The sequence below is a fragment of the Frankia sp. CcMO1 genome (assembly GCF_977945845.1).
This window is the reverse complement of the sequence record NZ_CDWTMG010000101.1, coordinates 1-15629: the sequence shown is the minus strand read 5'-3', so window position 1 is coordinate 15629 and position 15629 is coordinate 1. Positions and strand designations below refer to the sequence as shown.

General features: G+C 71.3%; 12 protein-coding genes, 1 pseudogene and 1 riboswitch. Of the genes and pseudogenes, 7 read left to right on the top strand and 6 right to left on the bottom strand.

Features of this window, described 5'->3' with window-relative positions; all coding sequences use genetic code 11:
- The coding region (locus AC08OU_RS13590; RefSeq protein WP_476605041.1) for an RNHCP domain-containing protein at positions 1-358 on the bottom strand (358 nt) is incomplete at its 3' end.
- Positions 359-645: 287 nt separating this feature from the next.
- Between AC08OU_RS13590 and AC08OU_RS13585 the strand changes: the two genes are divergently transcribed.
- The 4 genes from AC08OU_RS13585 to AC08OU_RS13570 all read left to right on the top strand — a co-directional run bounded on the left by AC08OU_RS13585 (position 646) and on the right by AC08OU_RS13570 (position 4301).
- Entirely contained in the window at positions 646-984 is a 339-nt protein-coding gene (locus AC08OU_RS13585) for a DUF3263 domain-containing protein (RefSeq protein WP_476594540.1), read from the top strand.
- Between the two features lie 8 nt (positions 985-992).
- Positions 993-1658 carry a LytR C-terminal domain-containing protein gene (locus AC08OU_RS13580; RefSeq protein ID WP_462186153.1) on the top strand — a complete coding sequence of 222 codons (666 nt, stop codon included), beginning with the start codon at positions 993-995 and terminating at the stop codon, positions 1656-1658.
- Positions 1659-1727: 69 nt separating this feature from the next.
- Entirely contained in the window at positions 1728-2576 is an 849-nt protein-coding gene (otsB, locus tag AC08OU_RS13575) for a trehalose-phosphatase (RefSeq protein ID WP_476602101.1), read from the top strand.
- Positions 2577-2777: 201 nt separating this feature from the next.
- Complete coding sequence (locus AC08OU_RS13570) at positions 2778-4301, top strand: alpha,alpha-trehalose-phosphate synthase (UDP-forming) (RefSeq protein WP_476602100.1); 1524 nt, start codon at positions 2778-2780, stop codon at positions 4299-4301.
- Positions 4302-4364: 63 nt separating this feature from the next.
- Here AC08OU_RS13570 and AC08OU_RS13565 read toward each other — a convergent pair whose 3' ends face one another.
- A complete protein-coding gene (locus tag AC08OU_RS13565) occupies positions 4365-5162 on the bottom strand; it encodes an HAD family hydrolase (RefSeq protein ID WP_462203516.1) in 798 nt (265 codons plus the stop codon).
- Between the two features lie 207 nt (positions 5163-5369).
- A riboswitch (SAM riboswitch) is annotated at positions 5370-5486 on the top strand.
- Between the two features lie 8 nt (positions 5487-5494).
- Here AC08OU_RS13565 and thrC point away from each other — a divergent pair.
- The 3 genes from thrC (at position 5495) to AC08OU_RS13550 (ending at position 9833) form a co-directional block, all read left to right on the top strand.
- On the top strand, positions 5495-6772 hold the full coding sequence (thrC, locus tag AC08OU_RS13560) for a threonine synthase (RefSeq protein ID WP_476601379.1): 1278 nt from the start codon (positions 5495-5497) through the stop codon (positions 6770-6772).
- A 334-nt stretch (positions 6773-7106) separates the two neighbouring features.
- A complete protein-coding gene (gene groL / locus AC08OU_RS13555; RefSeq protein WP_476593858.1) occupies positions 7107-8729 on the top strand; it encodes a chaperonin GroEL in 1623 nt (540 codons plus the stop codon).
- A 558-nt stretch (positions 8730-9287) separates the two neighbouring features.
- Entirely contained in the window at positions 9288-9833 is a 546-nt protein-coding gene (locus tag AC08OU_RS13550; RefSeq protein ID WP_476593857.1) for a Uma2 family endonuclease, read from the top strand.
- Between the two features lie 17 nt (positions 9834-9850).
- On the opposite strand, the gene AC08OU_RS13545 is transcribed toward AC08OU_RS13550, so the two are convergent.
- The 4 genes and pseudogenes from AC08OU_RS13545 to AC08OU_RS13530 all read right to left on the bottom strand — a co-directional run.
- Entirely contained in the window at positions 9851-11491 is a 1641-nt protein-coding gene (locus tag AC08OU_RS13545; protein WP_462186148.1) for a DNA repair helicase XPB, read from the bottom strand.
- Positions 11492-11760: 269 nt separating this feature from the next.
- The gene (locus tag AC08OU_RS13540; protein ID WP_476601378.1) at positions 11761-14304 is read right to left on the bottom strand and encodes a helicase-associated domain-containing protein; all 2544 of its coding nucleotides are present in this window, start codon (positions 14302-14304) and stop codon (positions 11761-11763) included.
- Positions 14305-14358: 54 nt separating this feature from the next.
- Positions 14359-14808 (bottom strand): hypothetical protein, encoded by a 450-nt coding sequence (locus AC08OU_RS13535; protein ID WP_476605040.1) that lies wholly within the window; start codon positions 14806-14808, stop codon positions 14359-14361.
- A gap of 564 nt (positions 14809-15372) precedes the next feature.
- A pseudogene (locus AC08OU_RS13530) lies at positions 15373-15629 on the bottom strand (hypothetical protein); the annotation flags it as partial.

The following is a 15629-nucleotide window of genomic DNA, read 5'->3' as shown; positions in this document are numbered from 1 at the left end:
GCCCTGGGGCCGGCAGCCCTGGGGCCGTCGCCGCCTGCGCGACCGCGGCGGCGACCGCCAGCAGCGTGTCGCGATCGTCCGCCGGAGCGGACCGGTTGCGGCGCCGATGCCCGCACCGCTCGCAGACGTGCGTGATGACCAGATCGTGCGTACGGCTCTCCACCGCGACCGGCCGCATCACACCGCCGCACCGCGCCGCCCGATCGCCGGGGTTGACGTCGACGTGCCGCGACGACAGACAGGACGGGCAGTGGTTGGTGTACCCGTCACCACGCACGGCCGTCCCGCAGACCAGGCAGACGAAGTCCTCGGTGGTGCGGGTGAAGCGCCGGCTCACCGGCCAAGAGTAGGTCACCACACGGCGTGCCCCGCCTGCCCGGAGGCCAATCGGTGCCAATGACAGCCAATCGGGGCGCTCTGACCTGGCCGGAACTCTGACCTGGCCAGGACCAGGTGGGAGCCTCCCGCGAGCGTCTCATCAGATCCGCGTCGGGCGGCCGGACCGCGGGCGGGACGTGTGTCGCCAGAGACGCCGAGGATGTCGGACCCACGGGGTGAAATAGTGGGCGGCGCACCATACCGGGCGTGGTACGTCGGCGCACCATCGCGCCCATCGTCCCGGATGCGTCCCGAGGAGGTCCCGCTGTGGAGGCAGCACACCCTCTACCGCCCGAGAGCCTGCCGCCCGAGAAACCAGCGCCCGAGAAACCAGCGCGGGCGGACGTCCCACCCAACGAACTGTCCGATCGCGATCGTCGCATGTTGCGCTTCGAGCAGGGTTGGTGGCGTCACCCGGGGGCCAAAGAGGAGGCGATCCGGGCCGAGTTCGGGCTGTCATCAACACGCTACTACCAGTTGTTAAACCGGGTGATCGATTCGGAAGCCGCGCTGATAGCCGATCCGATGCTGGTCCGCCGGCTGCGCCGGCTGCGGGAGCAACGTCGGGCGGCCCGATCCGGCCGACGTGACCGGGCCGAGGGGTAAGACCACGCATGACACCTGCCACGAACGCACCGCCGCGGCGTCCCCACCGGCGGCGCCCGGACCGGCTCCACACCCTCGGCGCGGGCGTCGTCGCGGTTCTCGCCGTACTCGCGGGCATCCTGGTGGTCAATCTGCTGAACGGCCCGTCCGACGCGGACGGCTCCACCACCCAGGTCGCGGCCCCGACGCACTCGGCGCGGCCGGGCACGGACCAAGCCGGCGGCGGCCGGACCACTCCGGCCCCGTCGCCGCACCGCGCGGCGGCCACGTCCCCGGCCCCCGGCCCGGGGGCCACGAAGACGGCGCCGGCGTCCCTGGAACCGACGCCGGCGCCGTCCGCGTCCACCGCGACGAAGCCGCCGGCCCCGCCGGGACCGAAGGCCACGGCCCCGGTGGTCGTCCTGAACAACTCGCGGGTCGCCGGGCTCGCCGAGGTGGCCGCCAAGCAGGTCGAGTCGGCCGGGTTCCGGGTCGAGCGGGTGGGCAACTACCAGTCGATCTACAACGTCCCGGTGACGACGGTCTTCTACGACGACGACGACGCCGCCCGAGCCCTGAAGGAGGCGATGCCGGGCATCGAGAGCATCGTGCCCCAGTCGAAGACCAGAATCGTCTCCACCGACGCACTGATTCTGGTGATCACCCGCGACTTCCCCGCCCGCCCGGAAAAATGATCACTTGACCGCCGCGCCACGCTCCTCACCGGCGCCCGACCACCTCGCCCCGTGACCGAGGAAGGCCCAGTGACCGAATCCGCGCCACACAGCCCACCCGCCCCCCGCACACCCGCCGGGGGCGCTGGACTCGCCGCCCTGCTCACCGCGCCCGAACGCGCCCTGATCGCCCTCGACTACGACGGCACCCTCGCGCCGATCGTCCCGCGGCCGTCGGACGCCGTCCCGGCGCCGGGGGCGATGGAGGCGCTGCGCCGGATCTCCCATGAGGTCGGCACCCTCGCCGTCATCACCGGACGGCCGGTGGACTCGCTGCTGGAACTGACCGGGCTGGAGAAGATCCCCGACTTCGGGAACCTGATCATCCTTGGCCAGTACGGACTGCAGCACTGGGACTCGGGCAGCCGCGCGATCAGCAGTCCCGAGCCGCTGCCCGGGGTCGCCGCGGTCCGCGCGGCGCTGCCCGAACTGCTCCGCGACGCCCCGGTCGGCACCGCCGTCGAGGACAAGCACCAGGCGCTGGTGGTACACGTGCGGCGCACCGCCGATCCGGACTCGGCGCTCGCCGCGCTCACGCCGGCGTTGACGGCCCTCGCTGAAGACCATGGGCTGGAGGCGGCGCCGGGCAAGCGAGTGCTGGAACTGCGTCCGCCCGGGCACGACAAGGGCGGTGCGCTGCGCAAGCTCATCGCGGCCCGCCAGGCGCGCTCGGTGCTGGTCGCCGGGGACGACTACGGCGATCTGCCGGCATTCGAGGCCGTCGACGAGCTACGGGCGGGCGGGCTGCCCGGTATCACCGTGTGCAGCGACAGCCCGGAGGTCCCGGACGTGATCCGCGAACGCGCCGACCTGGTCGTGGGCGGGCCCGCCGGGATGGTCGCCCTGCTGGAGGTGCTGGTCGAGCGGCTCAGCGGCTGACCGCTCGTGCCCTCTTCGCGCATCCCCATAGGGCGCGCTCAGCCCGCCCCCCGGGGCTCACCCCACCGGCATCCCTAAGCCAACGGCATTTCCGTGAGACATCTGTCGCCGATTCGTGAACCTCCACCGCCAGACAAGACGATCTTGATGGACCGGCGTACAGGGCTGAGCGGATGGCCTACTCTCCGCAGTGTGCGTCGGATGCCGGGAGCCGAGGAAGACACCCTGCCGCGGCTGTGGCCGACTGGCACCGCGCGGGTGCTGGTCGCCTCCAACCGGGGGCCGGTGGCGTTCGCCGTCGGGGACGACGGGAAGCTGCGGATCCGGCGGGGCGCCGGCGGCCTCGTCAGTGGCCTCGGCCGGGTGGCGGCCGACGACTGTGACGGTCCGATGGCGTGGGTGTGTGCCGCCCTCAGTGACGCCGATCGCCGGGCAGCGCGTTCCGCGCCCGCCGGCCGCCTCGATCTCGCCGGCCACGACACCGGCGGCGCCGCCGTCCGGATGCTCGACGTCGACCAGGTCGTCTTTGACCGCGCCTACAACGCAGTCGCGAACCGCACGCTCTGGTTCATCCACCACCTGCTCTACGCGCCGGCGTCGCAGCCGGTCTTCGGCCCGGCGTTCCGCCGCGACTGGGAAGCGTACGAGACCTACAACGAGATGTTCGCCCAGGCCCTCGCGCACGAGGCCGCCCCGGGCGCCTCGGTGCTGATCCAGGACTACCACCTGACCCTGGTCGCCGCCCGGCTGCGGGCGCTGCGGGCGGACCTGCGGATCGCCCACTTCAGCCACACTCCCTGGGCACCGCCGGAGTACTTCCGGATACTCCCGGACGACGTCAGCGAACAGATCCTGCGCGGCATGCTCGGCGCCGACCGGCTCGGGTTCCTCACCGACGCCTGGGCCGACGCGTTCCAGGAATGCTGCCGCGACCTCCTCGGACTGCGGATCGAGCGGCGGGCGGTGACCGTCGGGACGGCCGGGCCGGGACGGGAAGCCGGGCGGCACCGGACGGTGCGGATCGGGGTACATCCGCTCGGCGTCAACGCGGACGAGCTGCGCGGCCGGGCCGCCGCCACCGACGTGGCCGCCCGGGCCGCCGAGCTGGTCGACCTGGCCGGCGGGCGGCGGCTCATCGTCCGGGTCGACCGCACCGAGCTGTCCAAGAACATCGTCCGCGGTCTCGACGCCTACCGGGAGCTGCTGCGCACCCGTCCGGAATGGCGCGGCAAGGTGATGCACCTGGTCTGCGCCTACCCGTCACGGCACGATCTGCCGGAGTACCGGGAATACACCGCCGCGGTGCAACGCCTAGCCGCGGAGATCGAGGACGAGTTCGCCACGGACACCTGGCTGCCGCTGCGGCTGGAGATCACCGACGACTACCCCCGGTCGATCGCGGCCCTCTCGCTCGCGGAGGTGCTCGTCGTCAACCCGATCCGGAACGGCATGAACCTCGTCACCAAGGAGGGGCCGATCGTCTCGATCAGGGATGCCGTCCTCGTGCTCTCCCGGGAGGCCGGAGCCTGCGCGGAGATGGGCACGGCGGCGCTGGTCGTCAACCCGTTCGACATCCAGGCGACCGCGCGGGCTCTGCACACCGCCCTGACGATGCCCGCCCCCGAGCGGCGCCGGCGCGCCGAGGAGCTGGCCGCCGTCGCCGGGCGGCTACCGCCCCAGCTCTGGTTCACCGACCAGCTGCACGCCCTCGCCGCCGACCGGTGACCGTCCGGTCTGCCCTGCCGGTGCCGAACGTCGACGCGCGGACGGCGTTCAGGCGGACCGCGTTCAGGCGGCGACGGCCGCTCGCACCGCGCTGGCCCAGCCGGCGCCGACCGGGCCCGCCTCGACCGTGACGTTGTCGTACCGCGCCAGCAGGGCGGCGATGTCCGGGTGCCGCACCGCGTTCGCGACCAGGTGCATCCGCCCGACATGGGGAGCCATGGCCAGGTCGCTGGCGGAATCGCCGATGGCGATCGCCTCGGCCGGTGACACCCCGCGCCGCTTGAGGTCGTAGGCGACCGCGTCCCCCTTGCCCACACCGTCCGGGACCAGATGGTAGACATGCGGATTCACTCCGAGATCAGGCATGTGGACCGGCGAGATCAGCCCGTTGTCGCGCATGCTCAACCAGGGGAACCCGGTCTCGGCGAGCCAGCCGTCGACCTCCGACACCTCGATCTTCCCGCGAAGCATGACGTCGACCTCCCGGCCGGAGTGCCAGGGGGTGTGCAGCTCCAGCCGCCCGGGGTAGCGCTCGACCATCCGGTCGAGCAGGTACTCCGGTACCTGGTCGAAGTCGGGCGGCATCGCGCCGCGCAGGATCTCGCTGTCGCGCCCCTCGTTCCAGCCGACGATCGCGCCGAGCTCCCCGATGAACCCGTCCGCGCCGAAGATCGCCGCGGCCTCGAGAAGCTGCGGACGGGTACGCCCGCTGACCAGGACCAGCGCAACGCCGGCGCCGTGCAGCTCGGCGAGCGCACGAGCCGGCTCCAGGGTGATCGCTCCCCCCTCCGCCCGGAAGAAACAACCCTTGGGACCGACCATCGTGCCGTCAAGATCGGTATAGACGACGCGGATACTCACTGTTACAGGCTCCCTGGCTCTGGCGTGATCGGGTCGATCTCCGGGCATGGGGGCGCGCGCGGCCGGTACGAGCGGGCAGGACCCGCCCGCACCGGTGAGACCACACCGAGAAACCTCCGACCGACCCATATCATGTCCACAACCAGAGGCAACACCGGTGCACGACCACCCGCGCACGGTCTACAGTACGGACAGACAACTTCATCTGGCTCATCCAGAGGGGCAGAGGGAACGGCCCAGCGAAGCCCCGGCAACCACCCGCATCCCGTGCGCGGCAGGTGCTAATTCCGTCCTGGTGGCAGACTGCCCCGGGAAAGATGAGGAGCTTCTTCATGACACTCGCGCCCGAGCGTGCCACCGGTCCCGCCCTCGACGTCGCGAACCCCGCGGTCTCGCTGTCCTGTCGGCACTGCGGCGCCACCTACCCGCTGTCCCCTACGCATGTGTGCGTGGAATGCTTCGCTCCCCTGGAAATCGCCTACGACCCGGACCTGCTGGCTCGAGTGACCCGAGAGTCCATCGAACGCGGTCCGGCGAACCTGTGGCGTTATGTCGGGCTGCTGCCCGCCGGGCATGACCCGGCGCGGCGGGTCTCCCTCGGGGCCGGCTGGACGCCGCTGCACCCGGCCCCGCGGCTCGCCGCGGAGCTGGGGATGAAGACGCTCTATATCAAGAACGACAGCGCCAACCCCACCCATTCTTTCAAGGACCGGGTCGTCTCCGTGGCGCTCACCGCCGCCCGCGAGCTGGGCTTCACCACGGTCGCCTGCGCCTCGACGGGCAACCTCGCGCAGTCGGTGGCGGCGCATGCGGCCGGTGCCGGGCTGCGCTCGGTGGTGCTCGTACCGCACGACCTCGAGGCCGGCAAGACGGTCTCCACCGGGGTGTACGGCGGGACGCTGGTCGCCATCCAGGGCAACTACGACGACGTGAACCGGTTGTGCAGCGAACTGGCCGGGGAGTACGAGTGGGCGTTCGTCAACGTCAACGTCCGCCCCTTCTACGCCGAGGGGTCCAAGACGCTCGGCTACGAGGTCGCCGAGCAGCTCGGCTGGCGGCTGCCCAAGCAGGTCGTCGTGCCGATCGCCTCCGGCTCGCTGCTGACAAAGATCGACAAGGCCTTCGGTGAGCTCGGCCGGCTCGGCCTGGTCGAGCCGGCGCCGTACAGGGTGTTCGGTGCGCAGGCGGCCGGCTGCAACCCGGTGGCCGCCGCGTTCGCCCGCGGCGTCGAGACCGTCGCCCCGGTCCGGCCCACCACAATCGCCAAGTCGCTGTCGATCGGCAACCCGGCCGACGGCCCCTACGCCCTCGACGTGGCTCGGCGGACCGGCGGGGCGATCACGGACGTGACCGACGAGGAGATCATCGACGGGATCCGGCTGCTCGCCCGCACCGAGGGCGTCTTCGGTGAGACGGCCGGCGGCGTCACCGTGGCCACTCTGCGCAGGCTGCTGCGCGAGGGGCTGCTCGACCCGGCCGCCGAGACCATCCTCTACAACACCGGCGACGGGCTGAAGACGCTTGACCCCCTCGTCGAGACGGGCGGACCGACCGCGACGATCAAGCCGTCGCTGCGCGCCTTCGAGGCCGCCGGCCTCGGCGACGACTGACTCGGGCGCAGCACAGCCCGGCACAGCGCATTCGACGAACTTCGTGGACCACGCCGGACCAACGGAAGGGCCACGGACGACGGCGAGGCGCCGCGGGGGGATCGGAGCCGGGCACGCGGAACCATGGGTCAGCTTGCACTCACTCGTGCCGAGTGCTAAACAAGAGCTGGCACTCTCGTCTAGGGAGTGCCAAGGCTGAAACGGCGAGGCTGCCCGATCCGCGCTGTGTCCGAGGTGCATCACCCGGGTCCGGAGCAGGCGGGAGCCGTCCGTCGCGGGCGTCGTTAGGGCCAGGCCATCGAACCTGCCATCCCACTGGGAGGACCCAGAAACCATGCCGAAGATCATTGCCTTCGACGAGGAGGCTCGGCGCGGCCTGGAGCGCGGCATGAACCAGCTGGCCGATGCGGTCAAGGTCACGCTCGGGCCGAAGGGCCGCAACGTCGTGCTGGAGAAGAAGTGGGGCGTACCCACGATCACCAACGACGGTGTGAGCATCGCCAAGGAGATCGAGCTCGAGGACCCGTACGAGAAGATCGGCGCGGAACTCGTCAAGGAAGTCGCGAAGAAGACCAACGACGTCGCGGGTGACGGCACCACCACCGCCACCATCCTGGCCCAGGCCCTGGTGCGCGAGGGTCTGCGCAACGTGGCCGCCGGCGCCAACCCCCTCGGGCTGAAGAAGGGCATCGAGGTCGCGGTCGAGCGCGTCTCCGAGGAGCTGTCCAAGCAGGCCAAGGAGGTCGAGACCAAGGAGCAGATCGCCTCCACGGCGTCCATCTCCGCGGGTGACTCGGCCATCGGCGGCCTCATCGCCGAGGCGCTGGACAAGGTCGGCAAGGAAGGCGTCGTCACCGTCGAGGAGAGCAACACCTTCGGCCTCGAGCTCGAGCTCACCGAGGGTATGCGCTTCGACAAGGGCTACATCTCGCCGTACTTCGTCACGGACGCGGACCGTCAGGAAGCCGTCCTGGACGACCCGTACATCCTGATCGTCAACAGCAAGATCTCCGCGGTCAAGGACCTGCTCCCGCTACTGGAGAAGGTCATGCAGACCGGCAAGCCGCTGGCGATCATCGCTGAGGATGTCGAGGGCGAGGCGCTGGCTACCCTGGTCGTCAACAAGATCCGCGGCACCTTCAAGAGCGTCGCGGTGAAGGCCCCCGGCTTCGGTGACCGCCGCAAGGCGATCCTGGGCGACATCGCCATCCTGACCGGTGGTCAGGTCATCTCCGAGGACGTCGGCCTCAAGCTCGAGAGCACCTCGCTCGACCTGCTCGGCCGTGCCCGGAAGATCGTTGTCACCAAGGACGAGACGACCGTCGTCGAGGGTGCCGGCGACCCCGACCAGATCGCCGGTCGGGTCAGCCAGATCCGCAACGAGATCGAGAAGTCGGACTCGGACTACGACCGCGAGAAGCTCCAGGAGCGGCTTGCGAAGCTGGCTGGCGGCGTCGCCGTCATCAAGGTCGGCGCGGCCACCGAGGTCGAGCTCAAGGAGAAGAAGCACCGCATCGAGGACGCGGTGTCCAACGCGAAGGCCGCCGTCGAGGAGGGCATCGTCGCCGGTGGTGGCGTCGCGCTGCTCCAGGCGTCGATCACCGCCTTCGAGAAGCTGGACCTGTCCGGCGACGAGGCGACCGGTGCCAACATCGTCCGGCTTGCGCTCGAGGCGCCCATCAAGCAGATCGCCTTCAACAGCGGTCTCGAGGGCGGCGTCGTGGTCGAGAAGGTCCGCAACCTGCCGACCGGCCACGGCCTGAACGCGGCCACCGGCGAGTACGTCGACCTGATCGGCACCGGCATCATCGACCCGGCCAAGGTCACCCGCTCCGCCTTGCAGAACGCCGCGTCGATTGCCGGCCTGTTCCTCACCACCGAGGCCGTCATCGCTGACAAGCCGGAGAAGAACCCGGCCCCGGCAGTCCCGGGCGGCGGCGGCGACATGGACTTCTAGTCCAATTCGTCACCTGCTGTACCCTGTACCACCGTCTGGCCGAGGGCGGCTCCGGTTCTCCCGGGGCCGCCCTCGTGCGTTCGCCCGTGCATCACAGCCGAGGCTCCGACGGCTACCCCAGGAAGCTCGCCGAAGGCGAGCTGACGGAAACCCCGTCTCCACCCTGATGCCAGGGGTCCCCGCACTGCGCCGAAGGCGCCGTGCGGGGCAAGGCTCGCCCCCGCGGACGGGAGGTTCCGCGAGGGCGAGCTCTCCGGCGTGGGAGCGGGCGCCGCTCGGGACGGAGCGAACGCCGGAAGGCACTCCCAAAGGCGACCTTTCCAAGAACGCTCTTCTCGGCCGCCATCGACGGCGATCAAATTACCATCGGGTAATCCAAGAGACAAGAGCTTTATGTCACTCCTTTTGAACAATTCGAAGGTCACCTTCGTTAGACTTCGACCTTTTACCGCGACACGGACAATTAACGCATGCCAGCTTTAGACAGCGGCCACGGCGACAGGCACGATAGCCCTCGTGGTTCAGGCCCCCGCACAGCCGCGCTCCCATCGCCCCTCGATGACCGTTCCCACTCCCCCGGTCACCGTGGAAGATCTCGACACGGGCGGGCATGATGACGCTCGGTTCGAACTCCTGGACGGCTTGTGCGTCCTGCGACCATGGCCGACACCGCTGCGGGCCCGCGTCACGGCGCGCCTGGTCCGGATCCTGGCGGGCACGGCCTCCTCCGGAGCTCAGATCCTGCCGGCCGGGATCGGGGTGGAGCTGTCCCCCCGCAGTCTGCTCGTGCCGGATGTCGTGGTAGCGGCGAGCGGTGACACCGGCCGTCGGCTCCGGGGCACCCCGTCCCTCGTCATCGAAGTGGCCGACGCCAGCACCCGGCGCTACAACCGCACCCTCAAACTCGATCTCTACCGGCAACGCGGCGTGCCGTCCTGCTGGCTGATCGACCCGGACACCGCCACCATCGAGGCGTACGACCTGGTCGCCGATGCGTACCTCGCCACCCGCACGGTCAGCGGGAAGGAGACCTTCACCGCCACTCAGCCCTTTCCGGTGGCGATCCAGCCGGCCGAGCTGATCGACCCGCCCGACTCGGAGTGATGGCGCGACCCCGACCGCTACCCCAGGACGTCGTCGGCGTCGACGATGGTGTAGGCGTAGCCCTGCTCGGCGAGGAATCGCTGGCGGTGTGCCGCGTACTCCTGGTCGAGGGTGTCGCGGGCCACCACCGTGTAGAAGTGCGCCGTGCGGCCGTCGGCCTTGGGCCGCAGCACCCGACCGAGCCGCTGGGCCTCCTCCTGGCGGGAACCGAACGTGCCCGAGACCTGCACGGCCACCCCGGCCTCCGGCAGGTCGATGGAGACATTCGCGACCTTGGAAACGACCAGTGTGGTGATCTCCCCGGTCCGGAACGCCTCGAATAGCCGCTCCCGCTCCCGGTTACGGGTGGAACCCTGGATGACCGGGGCGTCCAACAGCTCCCCGAGCTCGTCGAGCTGGTCGAGATATGCGCCGATCACCAGCACCCGGTCATCGGAGTGCCGGCGGACGAGACGTTCCACCACCGCCCGCTTGCTGCGGGCGGTGGCACACATCCGGTACCGCTCCTCCGGCTCGGCGACGGCGTAGGCCATCCGCTCGTCCTCGGTGAGCGTGACGCGCACCTCGGTGCACTGCGCCGGCGCGATCCAGCCCTGTGCCTCGATCTCCCGCCACGGGGCGTCATACCGCTTCGGCCCGATCAACGAGAAGACGTCGCCCTCCCGGCCGTCCTCCCGGACGAGGGTCGCGGTCAGGCCGAGCCGACGACGGGACTGGATGTCGGCGGTCATCCGGAAGACCGGCGCCGGGAGCAGGTGCACCTCGTCGTAGACGATCAGACCCCAGTCCCGGGCCCCGAACAACTCCAGGTGCAGGTATTCGCCCTTACGCCGGGCCGTCATCACCTGGTAGGTGGCGATGGTGACCGGCCGGATCTCCTTGCGCTCCCCGGAGTACTCGCCGATCTCCTCCTCGGTCAGCGAGGTGCGGCGCAGCAGCTCGTGCCGCCACTGCCGGCCGGCCACCGTGTTCGTGACCAGGATCAGCGTGGTCGCCCCGGCCTGGGCCATGGCCGCGGCGCCGACGATGGTCTTCCCGGCACCCGCGGGCAGCACGACGACCCCCGACCCGCCCTCCCAGAACCCGGCTACCGCACCCTTCTGGTAGTCGCGCAGCTCCCAGCCGTCCTGGCGCAGTTCGATCCGGTGCGCCTCGCCGTCGACGTAACCGGCGAGATCCTCCGCCGGCCACCCGAGTTTGAGCAGTGCCTGCTTGAGCCGGCCGCGCTCGGAGGGGTGCACGGCGATTGTGTCGTCGTCGATGCGGGAGCCGAGCATCGGCACGACCTTCTTGGCCCGGGCCACCTCGACGAGCACCACCCGGTCGAGAGCACGCAACACCAGCCCGTGGGCCGGGTCGTTCTCCAGGCGCAGCCGACCGTAGCGATCCATCGTGTCGGCGATGTCGACAAGCAGGGCGTGCGGCACGGCGTAACGGGAGAAGCGAACCAGCGCATCGACAACCTGCTCGGCGTCATGGCCGGCGGCACGGGCGTTCCACAGCGCCAGCGGCGTCACCCGATAGGTGTGCACATGCTCCGGAGACCGTTCGAGCTCGGCGAACGGAGCGATGGCCGACCGCGCCTCGGCAGCACTCGGATGCTCGACCTCAAGCAGCAACGTCTTGTCCGACTGGACGATCAACGGGCCATCCGTCACCCGCCACCGCCCTTTCCGTCCGCCGTAGGTTCCACCGTGGGTATCGACCCATTAGTGAACCACCAACACGAGCCGCCCTGCACCAATCGGTGCGGTGCGAGCCACCGGCGTCGCACCGGCACGATCACACCGGCGGCACGCTGCTCGTTCACCGGCGCCCTTCGACGGTACAGCCGACCACCGACACGGTAACCAGAGGGGCCGAAGCCCGACTGAAACCACCGCGGGTCCCGCAGGCAGGCGGGCACACCGGCACCGGCCCGCCCGGCTCATGGCGGATCGGCGAGATCCTCCGCGGCGGCCGACCAGTCCGCCGCCACCGGCGGCCCGCCGAACGCGTCGTCGATGTCGGCGACGCCGGTCACCCGGTGCAGGACGAAACGACGCGGGCCGGCGCTGAGTTCGTCCCACGCGGTGAGCCAGCCGCCCTCGACAGCGGTGGGCCGCACGATCCGGTCGCTCGGCGCACCCTGCTGGTCGACGTAGCCCAGCAGCACCCGGCGCCGGTCCCGGACGGCTCCCTGCAGCAGCACCAGGATCAACGGCGCGGACCGGGTGAGCCCGACCTCGATGCCGGGAACCTCACCGGCTGCCCGGACCGCCCGTGCGCTGTCGTCGCCTCGGCGGACCAGCCGGACCACGTCGCGCAGCTGGTTGATCCGGGTGCCGGCCACGTCGACCGACGCCACGCGGGGGCGCGCCGGCGTCCGATAGGCGGCGGGCCGGCGCAGCACCACCCGCCCGTCCGGGGCCTCCGCGACCGGTGCGAACCCGGCGGTGCGCAGGCCGACGAGCACCTCCGCGGTCGGCAGTGGGGAGATGACGATCGTCGGCGCGATCCGGCGCAGCCCCAACGCCTGGGTACGCCGGTTGGCGACCACTTCGGCGAGCAGCGCCGTGTCCTCGCAGCGCAGGTAGCTCGCGGCAGGACCAGCCCGCAACCGGCCGTGCCGCCGGGCGGTGTCGTCGATCAGATAGGTGAGGGCCTGCGGCGCCCCGCCTCGACCGAGGCGGGCGAGCATCGCGTGGATGTCCTCCGCCACCAGGCCCGAGTCCAGGCCGCGACGCAGCGAGGCCTCGGAGAACCGGTAGACGGTGGCCGCGCCCGCGGACTCGACGTCCGCCATCCGCGCCAGCTCCGCAGCCACCCGGGGTACCAGCGGGCCCGGGGCAACCGCGGTGAGATTCCCCTGCAGCAGCAGCTCCTCGACCGGCTCGGGCAGCAGCGGCGCGAGCGCGTCGGCGAGCCTGGCGCACAGCGCGGGATCACCAGCCGCCGATCGGCTCGGCACGCCCGCGTTCCGCGCCGGATCGGCGTTCTCCGCGTCGAGCTGGGCGGCGAGTAACCGACCGACCGTGCTCGGCGCGCCCCGGCCGGTCAGCCCAAGCAGCTCGGCCTCGACAATCGTTCCGTCGATCGTCCCGGCAAGCAGCGTTCCGCCGCGCCGCGGCGCTCGCCAGGTCAACAGGGCACGCAACGACTCCGCGGTCGGCACCACCCCGGCGGGCGCCGTGGCCAGCGCCCGCAGGACCTGGGCACGCAGGTCCTGCGCGGCCGGTCGCCGCACGTCCAGCGACAGGGGAGCGATCTGCCGGCCCCGCTCGTCCCGCTCGCCAACCAGCCAGGCGGCGGTCGACGAGCGCAGCCAGCCCTCGACCAGTACGGCCCACCGGGCAGCTACCAGGTCGGTGCCCCAGCGGTCGTAGGCCGTGGTCGGCACGTACTGGACGTCGACCCCCGCGGTCGTGTCGACCAGGCCGGCCGCCGCGGCCAGCTCCACCACGAAGGCCGCGGCCCGCTCGTCGACGTCGAGCAGTTTCGCGGCGGCCCGCAGGTCTCGCACGCTCAACCCGCCGGTGCGCAGCGGGGTGACCGGGCTCGCGCCCCAGGCGTCCAGCAGGGTGGTGACCCACCGGACGAGGGTGTCCGCCGCCAGGGCCGCCGCGGCGTCGGCCGCCGCCACCCCGACGACCTCTCCCTCGACGGCGGGCGGGTGCGGGTGCAGGACCCCGGCCGGATGCTCGCCGCGCACGACCAGCCCAACCTCGCGCGGCAGCTCGACGGTCTCCTCGTCCAATCCGACGAGCAGGCCGCGGGCGAGCAGCTCCTCCACCGGGGTCCGGGCCGCGGGCAACCCCAGCAACCGGCCCGCCTCCGTAGTGGCGCCGAGTGCCGGACCCGCGGCCAGCCGGTCCAGCAGCTGCCGCGCCCGGGAGGAGCAGGCGTCGATCCACTCCCGGACCCGATCCGCGTCCGCGAAGGCGCCGCTCAACGCCTCGATCATCGCTTCCCGGACGGCGAACCCGGTCGCCGTCTCGTCGGCCGCGCCCCGGGGCACCGGCAGGCCGGCCGCGGTCAGGAGCCGGGCGAGCTGGGACTGCCGGTACGTCGTCAGGCAGGCTCGCACGGGACGGCCGAGCCCCAGCGGGCGCACGCCGAGGAGGTCGACGACCATCCCGGTAACCCGCAGCTCGTCGTCGTCGCCCCAGATGAGCCCGAGGTCACGAAGCCGGCCCACCGGCTCGGACACCTCCGGATGCCCGCAGAACCTTGTCAGCTCCGCCAGGGACACCGGCCGGGGAAGGATCGTCAACGCCTCCAGGAGCTCGCAGGCGCCCGTGTCGAGACGTTCCAACGCGCGGGCCACGCTGACCCGGATCTCCAGGCGGGCCGCAAGCACCTCGAAGTCCGGTGGGGGCGGCATCGCCAGGTCCGGCCGTAGGAGGAAGAGCCGGGTCAACGCCTGATCCGGAAGCGCACGCAACCAGTCCACGAGGGTCCCGGGCTGTCCTGAGGCCTCGGTGGCCGGCATCGACACCCTCACGACGGTAGCTGGCGCGGCGCCAGGCCGGCAGGGCGCCGTCGCTCAGCCGGGCCGTGCCGCGTCACCTGGGCGGATGCCGGATTCGCAACCGCGGCGGACACCGGCACCGCGGCGACGGGTGATGGCCCCGCGCGGCAGGTCGTCGTGCCGTCCGGCCGCTCCACCGCCGATCCCGACCCGAGCCGTCCCCACCTGGTCGAGCACCCATCCGCAGCTGGTGTCCCACCGCAGCACCGCGATCGCCGGATCGGTACCGCCCGGCGGGGACAACACCGCGAACGCCCAGTCGGGTGCGCCGGTCGAGGTGCGGATGCCGGTGATGCGCAGACCATCCGGCGACACCCTGGACACCAGCGGGCTGTCGAAGACCGCCGCCGTGATCGCGGCAGCCTCGGCCTCGGTGGGCAGCCGGCCGGGTCCATCGGAGGCGTCCGGGAGCTGCCCGGCCCGGCCGTTGCCGACATGACCCTGCCCGGCCCGGTCCTGACTCACCCGCCCCTGGCCGCCACTGTTCACGGTCAGGGGTGCCGCAGGAGAAGGTGCGGGTCTTGGACGCACGTGGCCTCCCTGGATGCTTTGGCAGGCCAGGACGCGCGCTCGGCCGAACGTCGGCGACCAGGATGCCCGAGACGGGCCTCTTCGCGGCGAGGTCGACGGAATGCGACAGACCTACCGATACCGATTTCACACGCCCGGGGCCATCGGATGCAAGAGGATTCGGCAAACTGGGCGCAACCAATTTCGCCGGGACCGCTTCTCCTGCTCCGCCGGCCCGGATGGTCCGCGTGGCCGAGGATTCGCAGGTTACCCGGACATTGATTCGATCATACTCAATGGAGGCCATAAAGCGACAAGTACGGCAACGATGACAACAATCGCTCTCTGGTCGGCAAACCTCTACGTTGTACGCCATCTTTGCGAACTTTTTGCGGGCCTGAGCCGCGAAGCCCCATCTCCGCCGACGGCGCCCGCCGGGCATGCCCCCGCCGGGCCGCTCCGACGGCCGCGGATCCAGGCAGCATGCCCTGACGACGCCAGGCCCTAAGACGCCAGGCCCTAACGACGCCGGTCGAACTGGTCCACGAGGAAGGACAGATGGTTCACCCGTCCCCAGTCCGCGACCCGGGACATCGTCCCGGCGTCACCGGGCAGGGCCAGTGTCCGGCCGAGCGAGACGCCGACGACGAGGACCGCCACGAGCACCGCCGCCTGAATCGCGCTGAGTACCGGGTTACGGTGCTGGCGGCCCCCTCCGGCCGGGACTCGGGTACGGGCTCGGCTACCGGCCACGCGGCCGTGCGGCCGTGCGGGCG